At 59.3% G+C, this 14,261-nt stretch carries 11 protein-coding genes and 1 pseudogene; 4 read left to right on the top strand and 8 right to left on the bottom strand.

Annotation, left to right across the window (positions count from 1 at the left end; all coding sequences use genetic code 11):
* Positions 1 to 67: 67 nt before the first annotated feature.
* The 4 genes from P0111_00660 to P0111_00645 all read right to left on the bottom strand — a co-directional run bounded on the left by P0111_00660 (position 68) and on the right by P0111_00645 (position 3,848).
* Positions 68 to 364, bottom strand: coding sequence for a hypothetical protein (locus tag P0111_00660; protein ID MDF0642512.1), 297 nt, complete (start codon positions 362 to 364; stop codon positions 68 to 70).
* Between the two features lie 258 nt (positions 365 to 622).
* Positions 623 to 1,261, bottom strand: coding sequence for a response regulator transcription factor (locus tag P0111_00655; protein ID MDF0642511.1), 639 nt, complete (start codon positions 1,259 to 1,261; stop codon positions 623 to 625).
* Positions 1,254 to 3,365: a PAS domain S-box protein gene (locus P0111_00650; GenBank protein MDF0642510.1), complete on the bottom strand. Its 2,112-nt coding sequence runs from the start codon at positions 3,363 to 3,365 to the stop codon at positions 1,254 to 1,256. The genes P0111_00655 and P0111_00650 overlap by 8 nt, the downstream gene beginning before the upstream one ends.
* Positions 3,366 to 3,509: 144 nt before the next feature.
* Positions 3,510 to 3,848: a hypothetical protein gene (locus tag P0111_00645; protein ID MDF0642509.1), complete on the bottom strand. Its 339-nt coding sequence runs from the start codon at positions 3,846 to 3,848 to the stop codon at positions 3,510 to 3,512.
* A 293-nt stretch (positions 3,849 to 4,141) separates the two neighbouring features.
* Between P0111_00645 and P0111_00640 the strand changes: the two genes are divergently transcribed.
* Together P0111_00640 and P0111_00635 are read left to right on the top strand one after the other, a co-directional pair.
* Entirely contained in the window at positions 4,142 to 5,095 is a 954-nt protein-coding gene (locus P0111_00640) for a glutathione S-transferase family protein (protein MDF0642508.1), read from the top strand.
* 228 nt (positions 5,096 to 5,323) lie between these two features.
* A complete protein-coding gene (locus P0111_00635) occupies positions 5,324 to 5,809 on the top strand; it encodes a YbaK/EbsC family protein (GenBank protein MDF0642507.1) in 486 nt (161 codons plus the stop codon).
* 315 nt (positions 5,810 to 6,124) lie between these two features.
* On the opposite strand, the gene P0111_00630 is transcribed toward P0111_00635, so the two are convergent.
* The 4 genes and pseudogenes from P0111_00630 to P0111_00615 form a co-directional block, all read right to left on the bottom strand.
* A complete protein-coding gene (locus P0111_00630; protein ID MDF0642506.1) occupies positions 6,125 to 6,808 on the bottom strand; it encodes a Fic family protein in 684 nt (227 codons plus the stop codon).
* 405 nt (positions 6,809 to 7,213) lie between these two features.
* Positions 7,214 to 8,914: pseudogene (locus tag P0111_00625) on the bottom strand (Eco57I restriction-modification methylase domain-containing protein).
* A gap of 18 nt (positions 8,915 to 8,932) precedes the next feature.
* A complete protein-coding gene (locus tag P0111_00620; protein ID MDF0642505.1) occupies positions 8,933 to 9,358 on the bottom strand; it encodes a hypothetical protein in 426 nt (141 codons plus the stop codon).
* 171 nt (positions 9,359 to 9,529) lie between these two features.
* Positions 9,530 to 10,012: a type I restriction enzyme HsdR N-terminal domain-containing protein gene (locus tag P0111_00615; protein ID MDF0642504.1), complete on the bottom strand. Its 483-nt coding sequence runs from the start codon at positions 10,010 to 10,012 to the stop codon at positions 9,530 to 9,532.
* Positions 10,013 to 10,887: 875 nt separating this feature from the next.
* Here P0111_00615 and P0111_00610 point away from each other — a divergent pair.
* Together P0111_00610 and P0111_00605 are read left to right on the top strand one after the other, a co-directional pair.
* Positions 10,888 to 12,501: a thiamine pyrophosphate-binding protein gene (locus P0111_00610; GenBank protein MDF0642503.1), complete on the top strand. Its 1,614-nt coding sequence runs from the start codon at positions 10,888 to 10,890 to the stop codon at positions 12,499 to 12,501.
* A gap of 36 nt (positions 12,502 to 12,537) precedes the next feature.
* On the top strand, positions 12,538 to 14,247 hold the full coding sequence (locus P0111_00605) for an electron-transfer flavoprotein:ubiquinone oxidoreductase (protein MDF0642502.1): 1,710 nt from the start codon (positions 12,538 to 12,540) through the stop codon (positions 14,245 to 14,247).
* The last annotated feature ends 14 nt before the right edge of the window (positions 14,248 to 14,261 follow it).

Here is a 14,261-nt window from a genome sequence, read left to right as displayed (position 1 = left end):
GCCGACAGGAGGCTCTGTGGAGAAGAACGCGCCTCCTGCTCTCGGACGTTCCTTCGCTGCCGCGACCTTAAACGGGAGTGTCAATCCCGCATGCGTCCGCTTCCCAAACTCGGCGGGCGGCCGGTTCTTCATCGCCCCGCAGTCTGCCGAGACGATTGCCGTGGGGGAGGAGCCGTAGATGATAGGTCAGCCCGGATCGGGAAAGCGCGATGACGTTCGTTCGACTGAGACGGTCGACGGCGAGAAACAATTGCGCCCAACTGAAATCCGGTCGGCTGATGATCAGGTCCTCCAGCTCGAGGACCTCGTACCGGTGAAGCATGTTCAGGACCGCCTCTTCCGCTTCCAGGATGGCTATGCTCATGACCCGCTCTCCTTTCTCAGATCGCCGACGTGTGGCTCGTTCCCGTTGATCCGGTTCCTCCCGCCGTATGGGTGCAGTGTGGTCCGCAGCCTCGGCGGAACGAATCGGAACATATCCAGAATCCGTGTAGGAATTCGCCTCGAAGGCATGTCGGACCGCCCTCATCGACCGTTGGAGCCGGGTGGTCGCCTCCGACGTGGCGGCAGGTGGACTGAACGAGAGAGAGTACGGTGGTCCCAGGGCAGGATTCCGCGAGGGTTAGGTCAGGAGATGGTGTTCGACGGCATAGCGTGCCAGGTCCGCATTGTTGTTCAGATGAAGCTTCTCGAGAATGCGGGAACGATACGTGCTGATGGTTTTGGCGCTGAGGGCCAGCTGTTCGGAGATCTCGGTGATGGTTTGGCCTGCCGCAATCATCCGAAACACTTCGTATTCCCGGTCGGACAGCGAATCATGGAGCGGCTGTTCGGTATCGCCATGTCGATCCACGTAAGCGGCGAGCAGTTCAGCGGCCTTCGGCGTGATGTATTTCCCGCCCTTCCAGATGGTCCTAATCGCGCGGACGAACTCCTGCGGCACGCTTTCCTTCGTCAGGTATCCGGCCCCTCCGGCTCGGAGCACGCGCACGGCAAATTGATCTTCCGGATGCATGCTCAGCACAAGAATGGGAAGGTTCGGACAAAGCCGTTTCAGTTCATGTAACGCTTCCAGGCCCCCCCTTCCGGGCATCGTGAGATCCAGCACGACGACGTCCCATCGCAGTTTCTGAGCCTGTTCGAGCAGTTCGGGTACGTTCGCCACCTCACCGATCACGGCGCCGGGGAACTCATCTCTGAGGATCTGGATAAGGCCGCGACGGAGATAGGGATGGTCATCTGCGAGCAGAATGTTAATCATCGCCGCTCCGATGCAGGGGGATGCGGACGGCGATCGTCGTGCCGACTCCCGGTTTTCCATGAATCGCGATCTCTCCGCCCTGCTGCTGAGCGCGAAGGCGCATGCCCAGCACGCCGAATGCCTGCGGCCCGGTCGTGGCTCCTTCCGGGATCCCCTTGCCGTTGTCCGTCACGTGCAACGACACATGGTCGTCGGACTCTTCCAACCTGATGTGCACGGTGGTGGCCTGTGCGTGCCGGACCACGTTCGTCAGGACTTCCTGAAGGATGCGGAATAACGCGGTGGATTGTTCGGCGCTCACCAGAATGCGATGCGGCCGTATGAGCGTGTCGCACGCAATTCCGGTCCGCTCCTGGAACGTTCGAGCCTGCCACTCGACTGCAGCGGCCAGGCCGAGCTGGTCCAATACACCGGGTCGCAATTCCGTCGCGATCTCGCGCACCGATTGAAGCGTCGAATCGATCAGGCCGAGCGCCGAATCCACCCGTGCGTGCAGGGACTCGAGCCGAGTCGACGTCGTCGAATCGCCCAGGCGCTTTGCAATCCAACTCAGATCCATTTTGAGAACCGTCAATGCCTGTCCGAGCACATCGTGCACTTCGAGCGCGATTCGGGTTCGCTCCTCCTCCCGAACCGATTGGAGACGTACTGCGAGCGCTTCGAGTTGGTTTCGCGAGTCGATCAGCGCCTCTTCCGCCCGCTTCCTGTCCGTGATGTCCATTGAATAGCCGATGATACCGATCGGGGCGCCGGAGCCGTCTTTCTGCAATGTGAGCGACAGCTGGGCGAATCGTATGCTCCCGGACTTGGTTAGCCGGCGAACCTCAACGTGATGAGTCCCCTTGGCCTTCACGGGGGCGAGGACTTCACGATCGAGATATTCCCGGTCTTTCAGCGGATACACAAAGGAGACGTGCCGCCCGAGGGCCTCGTTCACGGAATATCCCAAAAGGTTTTCGGCCCCACGATTCCAGCCCAGCACGTAACCGTTCAGATCGACGGTGATGATCGCCTCCTCAACCTGATCGATAATGTTGGCTTGTCTCTGGATCAGTTCCTCCGCCTTGCGTTGCATGGTGATGTCGGTCCAAAGGCCGACGATCTCCTGGATCGCGCCGTCTTCCCGGCTGGTCAAGACCGCCTCATCTCGGAACCATCGATATTCTCCCTCATATGTTCGCCAACGGTACTCCATCGACAGCGTGTTCTCCTGGGGCAGTTTGGCGAACTTCGCCAGGGTGCTCTCTCTGTCGAGCGGGTGAAGTCGTGTGGCCCAGAGGGAGGAATCGTCGAGGAAATCTTGGGCGGAAAATCCGGCCAGCGCCTCGATGTTCTCACTTACCCACAGGGCGCCGAAATCTCCCGACGATTTCGCAGAGTACAAGGCGACAGGCAAGGAACGAAGGATCAAGTCTTGGTAGGCTTGATTCACGCGCACGGCGTTCTCGGCGCGCCTCCGCTTGGCGAGGTCGTAAAAGATCAATGCGCCGCCCCCGCCCGTAAGGAGCAACGTCAACACGGATCCGCCGATCATCAGCGCCAGAGTGAATGACGCCGCCTGGTCCGCCTGCTTCGACCAAGTATTCAAATTTCTCTCTTCTTGCGCCCCCATGGTTTCCAGGGTCCGGGCGATCCTGTCGAGGGTTTCCTCGTCCGCCCGGGTTTGAGCCAGCGGCGCGCGTGCCATCCCTGGGTCCCGTAATGCGATTGATCCATCGGCCTGCGCAGATTGTGCGGATTGCGGCATGCCTGCGTCGATCAGACGACGCAGGACACCGACCTGTTCCTGTTGGCCCGGATCGTCCTGAGTCAAACGAGCCAGGCGCTCCACCATGGTGCGCACTGGGCCCGCGGCTTGAGCAGACCCGTCGTCTTTGGCGTGATCGGGAACCGGGTCGGCCTTCCCTGTGACGGCCGCGCGAGCGACGAGGAGCTTGACCTGTTCGATGGCCTCCCTCACCTGATGGGCGTGTGTGACCCGGGCTTCACGATCGGCGAGCGCCGTCGCGCTCCGGTAGGACACGACACCCAGCCCGATCAGCAGGATCAGGGCGGCTCCGAGACCAGTCGCGACCTTTTTCTCCAATGTCAACGTCATGGACATGTTCGATACACCTACCGGGGCTCGAAGGTTTCGGAATCTGAGCTGGCTGTGACAGGAGGAACGTCACAACGGACGCCGGTATCGGATGTCGCCGAGAGCCGACGCTGCCCATGATGGGGTTTATCGAGCAACAGAACGGAGGAATCAACAGAGTGGAGGAGGCCGGGATATACGGGACGCGACCGCCAGGAGTTGGGAGCCGAAAGCTATCCTCGAGTCGTCACCGGAATATGCAGGGCCCACGGCATTGACCGACCGCTTGTCGACGACTGCAGGATCTTTCAGGGGGTCGTCCGCAGAAACCGCTCCGTCACCGGACGCGGCCTGTTTCCAGTGGGAATCGACGACTTGGGCGAAGTGCGTCGGGGTCAGGTCTCCATAGTACGCGACGTCGACGAGGTAGGGCACCGATAGCAGGAGGGCGGCGAGCACGACAAACGCCCTCTTCAGAACGGGCCCGTGTCTTGGCCTTCGTGCTCTCATGCGAGGCTGCCTGGCAGTTCGTCCAAGATTCACTGCTTGGAATGCAGCACGTCGAAGGGTACGTTCACGCTAGCACCCGACCCTTTTTCATGTCAACAACATCGGGGGCCGGGTCCGGACAGGTAGTCCCGAGGCGACGATCCCGATGAGGATCGGTCCGTTGGAGACAACTTGCTCCGTCAGGCCGGATGGATCGCCGGTTCCAGGCGATCCGGCACATCTTGCGGTCTTGAATTTATGGTAAAAGACAAGGGTAACTGAAGGACTACCGGTTGTTTCCATATGGGAGTGCCATGACTGGTCGAGCGCAATTCCCCGATGAACAGTCGGAGGCCGGCGAATTCAAGCGGCAAGCGGACGCCTTCCGCCATTGGGTGACGGCCGACGGAAGCTCCGGTTATCCTGCCGCAAGCGGCCGGTATCACTTGTATGTGTCCTGGGCCTGTCCCTGGGCGCACCGCACCGTCATCGTGCGCCGACTCAAGAAGCTGGAGTCGGTGATCGGCATGACGGTGGTGGACCCGATCCGCGACGAGCGCGGGTGGGCCTTTCGCGACGGCCCTGGCCACTCAGTCGATGCCCTGAACGGGTTTCACTTCTTGAGCGAGGCCTACAGGGCGACCGATCCTCCCTACCGGGGACGCGTCACCGTGCCCGTGCTCTGGGACACGGTAACCAAACGGATCGTCAGCAATTCAGACGACGATCTGATGCGGATGTTCAACCGGACGTTCGATCGGTTCACGGAGAGCCGGATCGATCTGTATCCAGAGCGGCTTCACAGAGAGATCGACGAGCTGAACGAGTTCATCTATGAGAACGTGAACGACGGAGTCTATCGCGCGGGGTTCGCTACCTCTCAGCGGGTCTATGAGCAGGCCGTGCGTCGCCTGTTCGACGCGCTGGACCAACTGGACGCCCGTCTAAACACCAGCCGCTACCTCTTTGGAGAGGCCTTTGTCGAATCGGATTGGCGCCTGTTTGTCACGCTCATCCGGTTCGACGCCGTGTATCACGGCCACTTCAAGTGCAACGTCAGGCGAATCATCGACTATCCCAATCTTTTTGCTTACCTCAAAGACCTCTACCAAACCGACGGAATCGCCGACACCGTCAATTTCGACCACATCAAGCGGCACTACTACATCACCCACGACGATATCAATCCGACGCGCATCGTGCCGCTGGGGCCTGAGCAGGATTTGAGGGCTCCGCACGGCCGCGAACGACTCGCGCCACTGTCCTGAAACAGGATGGGTAGCAGATGGGGTCAGGCCGCCTGGAGCCTGTTGTCCCATTCCGCTACGGTGCTCCGTCTTACACGTCCCGGCCCCCATGCGTCGCGTCGCCAACCACTCGGTTCTCCGCTGGTTTGGCTCGATTGAACTGGTCTGATCGATGGCACTCCCCTTGCGAGCCCTCTGTCTCAGGAGGACCGGGGCGACCTGTCATGGGACCGAATCAAGGAGGTGGCCATGATCATTCACAGGAGGCTGCAAAGCTATTTGGACAGCCGGAAGATCCCCTACCAGATCGTCAACCATTCGGTCGCCTACACCGCACAAGAGGCGGCGGAGAGCCTTCACGTTCCGGGAAATCTGTTCGCGAAGGTCGTCGTCGTGAAGGCAGGCGAACGGTTCGTGATGTTGGTCCTGCCCTCGAACTGGAGGGTGGAGCTTAACCATGTGGCGGACATCCTGGAATGTCCTCACGTGCGGCTGGCGACGGAGGAGGAGCTGGCCGGCCTGTTTCCAGACTGCGAAATCGGCTCGATGCCGCCCTTCGGCAATCTCTACGGGATGTCCGTCTATGTCGATGGACTCCTGACGCACGACGAGGAGATTTTCTTCGACGCCGGCAGTCATGTGGGAGCGATCAAGCTGCGGTATCGGGATTTCGCCGAGCTGGTCCAACCGCAGGTGGCGGAGTTTCACCGGGAGCCGACAAAGCTGGAATACTAGCCGGCGGGCGCTGGCGCACTTCGCTGTGATACCTCCCGAAGCGATCCCTTCGGGCTCGGCCGGGGGGAACGACCGCGCGGGTGGCTCTCTGGCTTTCGCCCCACGCGCCCTTCTGGAATTCTCTCGGACACGGTTGTTCCAACCGTGCCTCCTCGGTCAGTTCCAGCTTTCCTTCCCGGCCAAGCCTCGGCGGATGCCTCGCTTCTCCGGTCATCTTCGCGAAGTGCGAAGTCGCCCGCCGGCATCGAGGGCGGGAGAAGGGGCCGGTTCAAGTCGGCTGATGCGACGGTGGAATCCCGATCGAAGATTGCCTGCCTATAGGGCCTCTGCCAGACGGCGTACCCACATGTCGGTCAGCCGGGCATAGTTCCCTTGATCGGCGTCGTTGGGCGCTGCGAAATAGGCCCGGCGAAACTCCTGTCCGGCCGGGACAATCTCTACCGGAGGCAGACCGAGCAGATGGAGGAGAGCCACCAGGAGAATGCGTCCGACTCGCCCATTGAAATCCCGAAACGGATGGATGGATTGAAACCGTCCATCCGCCACAGCCATCAACTCGGCAATTGAGTGCAAATCCGCGGCGCCGGATCGAAGATGCCGGAGCCGCTCCGCAAGATCGTCGCAGAATAGCCGCATGTGAACCGGTACTTCATAAGAAGGCGGGGGCTGGTGACTCCCGATCTGAACATTTCGATCGCGAAACCGTCCGGCCCAATCCGGGAAGAGCACACCGGCCAGTTCTTGATGGCGGAGGCAGAGCCATTCAGGCGTAAACTCCAAGGTAGCGGGATCGGTATCGACAATCCGAAGCAGGATGATCGCCAGCGATACAGCCAGACGTTCAGCAACTTCGGTATAGGGCTTGGGTCCTTCAGCCGTATCGAAATAACGGGTTGAGCCTACGCTGCCGGACGAGTGGTCTCCTGGTTTGCCAGGAGTTCCTGAAGGCGGGCCATAGTCACCGGTTCGTTCTCGAATCTCATCGATTCCACCACCCATCCCAGAATCTGCTCCCGAAAGAGAGCCTGCCTGGTCGTCAGATCCGCATGCTGGCGCCGCCAATGGCGCAGCTTGGCGTTGGCCTGAGCGAGATCGATCGGCTGGTTGAGTTTCTGTGTCATGGCTCTCATTCTCCTGCACTTTCGCCGGAGAAGCAACAGCTGCCTCCTCGACGATCTTAATCTCGTCTTCCGTTAAGCCGTAGAGGTCATAGACCAATCGGTCGATCTCCCGATCGGTCGCGTCGATCTGGCGCTGGAATCGATCCTTGTCGGCAGGAGTTTGTGCCCCTCGAAGGCGTTCTTGTAAGTTCAGGATGCGATTGACAACCTCGGCAATTTCGTCGTGTCTAGTTTTGTCGTCTGGGTTCGTAAAGTCTATAGGGCGAACTAAAATCGGTTCTATATATTGCCGATTGAATGAAAAATACCCTCCTCCGAAACGCGAATTAACCAATTTTGCCTGCCAGTCGGCCAGATTGCTGTTGATGAGCCCAAGGATGTAGTAGATAGAGTACCTGGTATTAGTCTTTGCAACCAGACCATAAGAGCCGCCTCCGCCACCCCCGCTTCCTACAAAGCGGTAATTTCCGTCAGGATCAATCGCTGCAGACAATCGCTTCCCTATAGATGGAATGAGTAGTCTTGCTATGCCATCACGAAGATCATAGTTGCGCCTCCTAAATGCATACCAATCATTCTTCCCGCGAGCCTTCAACCGTTGAAAGTTGTTGGTGAGATAATTCCACGCCAGCGGAAATTCTCGAGCAAACAATTCAGGTTCAATGAGTGCCGGTTTTCCATCAATGTGCTGATAGGGAAAGACAAGCACGCGATCGCTTTCTATCCTATATCGCTGAACGTCCGCAGAGCCTTTAACTAGCGAACGAACTGCTGCCTTTTCGATCTTGAACGGTTCACCACATGCCTTAGACGTAACCAGGACAGTCTTCTTAGCTTCGGCGTTCGGACACACATGAAGGAAGAACACATCGTCACATCCTGTCTCCAGTCCTCTTTCGATTTCACAGAGATCTCCCAGAGAGGGGAAACCTTTGAACTTACTGAGCAGTTGTGAAGATCCAGCGGTCATGAACGACCATGAATCTTCAGTTAGTTCAGATTGATCGATTTGTATGGCGGTGCCTAGAGCGTCAGAAAGAGATTCTGTGCTGGCTTTCAAGTAGGTGACATCTTGCTGTGGCGACCCATTCAGGAACAAAAGACACGTGTATGTCGAAGCTCCTCCAAATACTTGTGAGTCTCCAAAATCCACTATCGTTCGAACTGCCTTTCGCGATGCTAGGAAAGCTCGGAGACTTTTTCCATAGTCAGCTGTGAAAAACTTATTCGGAAGGATAAACCCAAGACGGCCTTTGCTAGAAAGCAAGCCGTAAGCTTTTAGAACGAAGACGATGTAAATATCGAAGCGGTGAGTCACATCGTAGTGTGTGTATAAATATGGAAGGACCAGCTCATCAATGTTTCCCACTCGCACATACGGTGGATTGCCGATCACCGCATCGAAGCCCTGCACCGACCCTGCCGAGGGCTCGCCGTCCTTAAATATCTCCGGAAACTCGGCCTTCCAGTCGAAGGGATTCACCCGCCGCATTTCGTCTTCGTCCGGCATGAGCTGGCCGGCGAAATAATCCGGCCCGATGAGGCTGTTGCCGCATTTGATGTTCCGGCCGAGATCCGGCAAGGCCCGCTCATGCACGAAGGACAATTGCCGCTTCAGCGTCTCGTCGCTCTCGCCCTCCAGCACTTTCAAGAGCAGGCTGAGCTTGGTGACTTCGACCGCCTGGCTGTCGATATCCACGCCGTAAATATTGTTCACAAGAATGCGTTTCTTCTCCTGCGAGGTCAGCCGCCATTCGCCGCCGGCAGCCTGATACAGTTCTTTCCGATGTTTTTCCGGTCCGTCGTTGACGTACCAATCGCGGTGATAGTTCAACAAGTAGCGATAGGCGCCGATCAGGAACGAGCCGGATCCGCAGGCCGGATCGAGTATTCTGAATTTGGAAATCTGCTTGGGCGTCTTTTCTTTGCAGAGGGCTCCCACCGTCTGTTTGGCGATGAATTCGACGATGTAGGCGGGGGTGTAATAGACGCCGCCGGCTTTTTAAACCTCCGGCTTCTCTTCGACCTTGGCTTGATGGCCGGACGTGAGGCGGATGACCTTGCCCAGGAACTGTTCATAGACTTGGCCGAGAATCTCCGTCGGAAAGACGGAAAACTCGTACGGGCTGTTGGGATAGTACAGCCGGCCGATGATGTCCTTGAGGATCTTGTCGTCGATCTTGAGCCTGGGCGTCAGATCGTCGGGCGACTCGGCCCGGTCCTTTTCGACCTGGAAATGAAAGAGGCCCGAGTTGTACCGGTCATCCGCCTGGTCGTAGAGATAGCGGAGCCGTCCGTAAATATTCTGTCCGTTGAGTAGCGCTTGAAGCTGGGCATAGGCCTCGATCCCGCGATCTTCGCAAATGCGGAGAAAGATGAGCCGGTCGATCGTGCGCTGGACGGAGAAATTCAGCTCGTGGACGGACAACTTCGGATTGCGCAGTGCGAGATTCTTTGCCAGGGCCTCGCGCCAGGTTTCGATTTCCTTCAGAAACTCGGTATCGACAGTCGCGGTGCCGCGTTTGCGGTCGGTGACGGCATGTTTGTCGAATGAGCCTTTGAGAACCGCGTCCTTGGTAAAGATCGCAGCGATCTCGTCTCATTTGTCTACGTAGTCCCGATAGGTCAGATAGAGAATGCGCCCGGCGCTAGCTTTATCGGAGGGATTCGGGCGCGTCCGGCAATCGTAGACGGCGAACTCTTCAAAATCCGTCAGGATCGACAGCGGCAGTTTCGCGGACCAGGTATAGCGGCGGAGTTGATAGGCGGGGCTGATCTCGTCTTTCAGGTTGACGGCGGGTTTCTTGGCCTCAAGGAAAAACTTGCGTGCGCCGCCGATACGAAAGCAATAATCGGGCGCTTTCGTATACCCGTCGATCTTGATGGCATCTTCATGGATGACGTCTTTGTAGGCTTCGGCATGGCCCGATGTGTTCGCCACATCCCAGCCCAATGCCTCGAAAAACGGATCGAGGAACTCTGGCCGAAGCTGGGTTTCGTTGTAGCCCTGATTTGTATAGGCGTCGCGGTTCCGCTCGAACCGCTCGATGAGGGTGACGACGACCGCGGGGACTTGCCCCATCCTGGACGCTCCTGGTTGGCGGCCGAGTCTAACAGGATGTGGAATTCCTGGCTAGGCTCGTCCCTCGTAGCCTCGGCCTGGCGGATGGAACGGATGCGCAGTGAGGCTCACGCCATAGCGCCATCCTCGGACAAGAAGCCATAGCGGTGCCGAATGCGCCGGCCTCGCGATACTTCAGCGCAGTTTCAAAGTCGCATGAGGCCAGCAGCACGGTGGTCAATGGGAGTTGATAGTGGACGCACTATGGCGCGACCGAACCCGCGCACCGTTCGTCGGTCCACAATTCTCTTCCTTTTCGCTGTATCCCTTTCCTGTCATCCTCGCTCAGATTGGGGTCTGAGTCACCGTGGAACGGGTGGCGTCGGGCGGGCGATTTTCTCACCCGCCCAACCCCGCCGCGCCGAGACGCGACTTTTCACCGAGCGCGCGCAGCGGGGGTCCCCACACCGGGCGGGGGTGCGAGCACACTTGGGCTGCCCGGCGACAGGACCCGCTCCACTCTCTACCTCGCCAACATCCCCAATCCCCGCATCTCGTCCAGCCATGCCATCCGTTGCTTCTCGGTCATCCCTTCGATCCGGATGACCTTGAATGATGACGATCCGTTTGACCATCGGTGTCCTATCACCTCTTTCTCCCGGCGCTGCCGAGGCAAGTGGTATCGCAACGATGCTGTTTTGCGGTATGCGTTCGTAGCCGACGCATGTGTGGTGTTTCAGGGCAGCGGCAGAGCATGTATGAGGCCAAATGCCCCCGTCGGAAGGACGAGGCTTTGCCACGGTTTACTGTGAAGTTGCCTCCCGTGGCCCACGTGGAAACGGGAACACGTCTGATGCAAAGGTCTGGTGTCTGAATCGGATGGCTAGGTGCGGACTATGCAACGTACCGACGATGTCATGCGTCTGGCTCCGTATCTCTTCCAGCAGTTGTTCGAACTTGGGGCGGCCCATGCCTTTGGCATCCCGGGCGATCACGCGCTGCCGCTGTATGAAGCCCTGGCTGACCGACCCATCCGTTCGATTTTGACCACGCATGAACCCTCGGCCGGTTTTGCCGCCGACGCCTACGCGCGTCTTAAGGGAATCGGGGTGGCGATAGGCACCTACGGCGCCGGCGCGCTCAACATGGTCAATCCGATCGCGCAGGCCTACGCGGAGAAGTCACCTGTGCTCGTCATCAGCGGCGCGCCGGACCTGGCAGGCCGAGACCCCGACCTGTTGATCCATCATAAGGTCAAGACGTTCGAGACTCAACGTCGCGTCTACGAAGAGATGACCTCCGCCAGCGCAGCTCTTGAAGATCCGAAGACGGCGGCTCGCGAGATTCAGCGCGTGATTGCGGCGGTGCGGCGCGAGAAGCGGCCTGGGTATCTGGAACTCCCTCGCGACATGACCTGGGCCGAAATCGACGAAGCGGAGCCAGGAGCGTTTGTGACCCCGCAGAGGGACCGAGCCGCGCTGGCGGAGGCGATGCAGGAGATTACGGAACGCCTCAATCGGAGTCGGAACCCAGTGTTGCTGGCCGGGATCGAAATCATGCGATTAGGGCTTCGGGATGAAGTGATCCGTCTCGCTGAGCGCTATAACCTGCCGGTCGCCACCTCGTTCATGGGGAAGGCCGTCTTTCCCGAACATCATCCAAACTTCATTGGGACCTATATGGGAGCGGCGAGCGACCCCTCTACGCGACACATGGTGGAAGGATCAGACTGTCTGCTTCTACTGGGCGTGTGGCTGACGGACACGGAGACCGGGCGCTTCACGAGCCTGATTGCACGCGGCACCCTCATCCAGGCGCTGGCCGACGAAGTCGTCATCAGCCGCCATCGGTACCAACACATCGGACTCGCGGAGATTCTGCCGACGTTGGTGGACGGCTCTGACATCAAGCTTCGGGAATTTCGCAACGACTATAGGCCAGAGCCGCCGGGCACCGACAAACGGTCCTTGGTTGCCTCGGTGTTCTCGGAGTTGAGCCGCTTGGACGACAGGCAGTACACCTTCACGACAGATACCGGCGACTGTTTATTCGGCTCAGTGGCGTTGCATGCCCAGACGATTCTGAACCCCGGCTACTACGCCAGCATGGGTTTCGGCGTCCCGGCGGCGTTAGGCGCCGGGTTGGCCGAGCCGACCCGCAAGCCGGTTGCGCTGGTCGGAGACGGCGGCTTCCAAATGACCGGCATGGAGCTCGGGACGTTGGTTCGATACGGGGTTGATGCGATCGTCATCGTCCTCAACAACGGAGGATATCGCAGCCTGGAGGCGTTGGGGGAAGGGCGGGCGGTTTGGGATATCCACCCCTGGGACTATGTGGCAGTGGCCAGGGCCTTGGGGGCCGATGGCGCTCGCGTGCGGACGCCGGAGGAGTTCAGGAGCGCCCTGCAGCAGGCTTGTGATCGGGCCGGGGTATCGCTGATTGAGGTGGTGCTCGCTCCTGAGGACGTTTCCCCCACACTTCGAAGGCTGAGCGGGAAGGCCGGAATGTAAAGGCGAGGGCAACGGACCTTCAGGGAGGCAGGGTCCATGGCTGAAGCCCCGAAGATCCTTGAAGTGGATATCCTGTTCGTCGGGGGAGGGCCGGCCAACCTTTCCGGGGCGCTTCGTCTGGCCCAGCTTATCGCAAATCATCATGAACGGGTTTCTGCCGGCAAAGCGTCGAATCCCTGCGTAGCCCCGCGAATCGCGCTGATCGAGAAGGGCCGCGACGTCGGCGCTCACGCCATCTCCGGCGCCATTTTCGATCCGATCGCGCTGGAAGAATTGCTGCCGGATTATCGCGATCGCGGCTTTCCCTTCTCCCGCCGTGTCGCCCGGCACGAGCTGCAATATCTCACCACCGAGGGGAACATTCGGCTGCCCAACATGCTGATTCCGCCTTCCTACCGAGAGGACCGCTGCTACCTCGGTTCCCTTCAGAAATTGAACCTCTGGCTGGGCGAGCAAGTGGAAGCCGCCGGCGCCTACCTGTTTCACGAAACCTGCGGGGTGAAGGTCTTGTACGACGGCGAGCGGGTCCGCGGGGTTCAGACCGGGGCCAAGGGACTCCAGGCAGACGGCGGCAGGAAAGCGAACTACGAACCGGGCACCGACATTCACGCCAAGCTCACGGTATTTGGCGAAGGCCCTTGCGGGACCTTGGCAGAGGACGTGATCCATCGGTTCAAGCTTCGCGACGGCCGTCAGGCCCAATCCTACGCGGTCGGTGTCAAAGAGGTGATCCGGGTCAAGTCGGGAGGGGCGCCGGGTCTCGCAATTCATGCGATCGGCTACCCGCTTAGTTCTCGTATCTTTGGTGGAGGATTTTGCTACGGCCTCGATGACAACCTCTTCGCGGTGGGGATGGTCTGTGGGCTCGATTGGGCTGACCCGCAAATGGACGTCCATGCGCAGCTCCAGCGGTTGAAGAAGCATCCCTACATCCAGCGGTTCATCAAGGGCGGTGAGGTCGTCGGATATGGAGCCAAGACCCTTCCCGAGGGCGGCTACTTTGCCGTTCCTCGACCCTATGTCGACGGCGCTCTGCTCGTGGGCGATTCGGCCGGTTTGCTGAATGTGCCGTATCTGAAGGGTATTCACTATGCGATGAAGAGCGGGATGTTGGCCGCTGAAACGATTTTCGGCGCGCTACAGCGAGGCGACACCTCTGCCTCAGTGCTGTCGTCCTATGAAGCCCGATTGGCCTCATCCTATGTCATGCGGGATTTGTATTGGGTACGAAACTTCAGGCGAGCCTTTGCCTACGGTCGCCTGCCCGGCGTTCTCCTCGGAGGGTTGACGATGTGGACCGGACTCGGTCCAGCGCGACCGGGAAGCAGTCGAGAGGATTTCAGACGCCTCCGCCCGCTTGATCAAGCGGCTCGAGGCCGCTGGGCTCCTGAGCCGGCACAGTATGACGCCGGAGTGCTCGTTGACAAGCTGACCGATGTCTATCATTCCGGCACGCAACATCGAGAGGATCAGCCTTCGCACATCCGAATCCTCGATCCGACTCGCTGCCTCACGGACTGCATCGCCGTGTACGGCGATGCGCCCTGCACGCATTTTTGTCCCGCGAAAGTCTATGAACTCGTTGGTGAGGGTTCCGCCCGCCGCATTCAGATCAACTTCGCCAACTGCGTGCATTGCAAGACCTGCGTCATCAAGGATCCGATCGACGTGCTTCCGGGCGATCATGTCCAGAACATCGTCTGGCGCGCGCCTGCCGAGGGAGGGCCGCGATATCAGGGATTATAAGGATCAGGCCCCCT

Origin of the sequence: Nitrospira sp. (genome assembly GCA_029194535.1) — a bacterium.
Taxonomy (GTDB): domain Bacteria; phylum Nitrospirota; class Nitrospiria; order Nitrospirales; family Nitrospiraceae; genus Nitrospira_C.
Note: the sequence above shows the minus strand (reverse complement) of the source record. Positions and strands in the feature narration are given on the sequence as shown.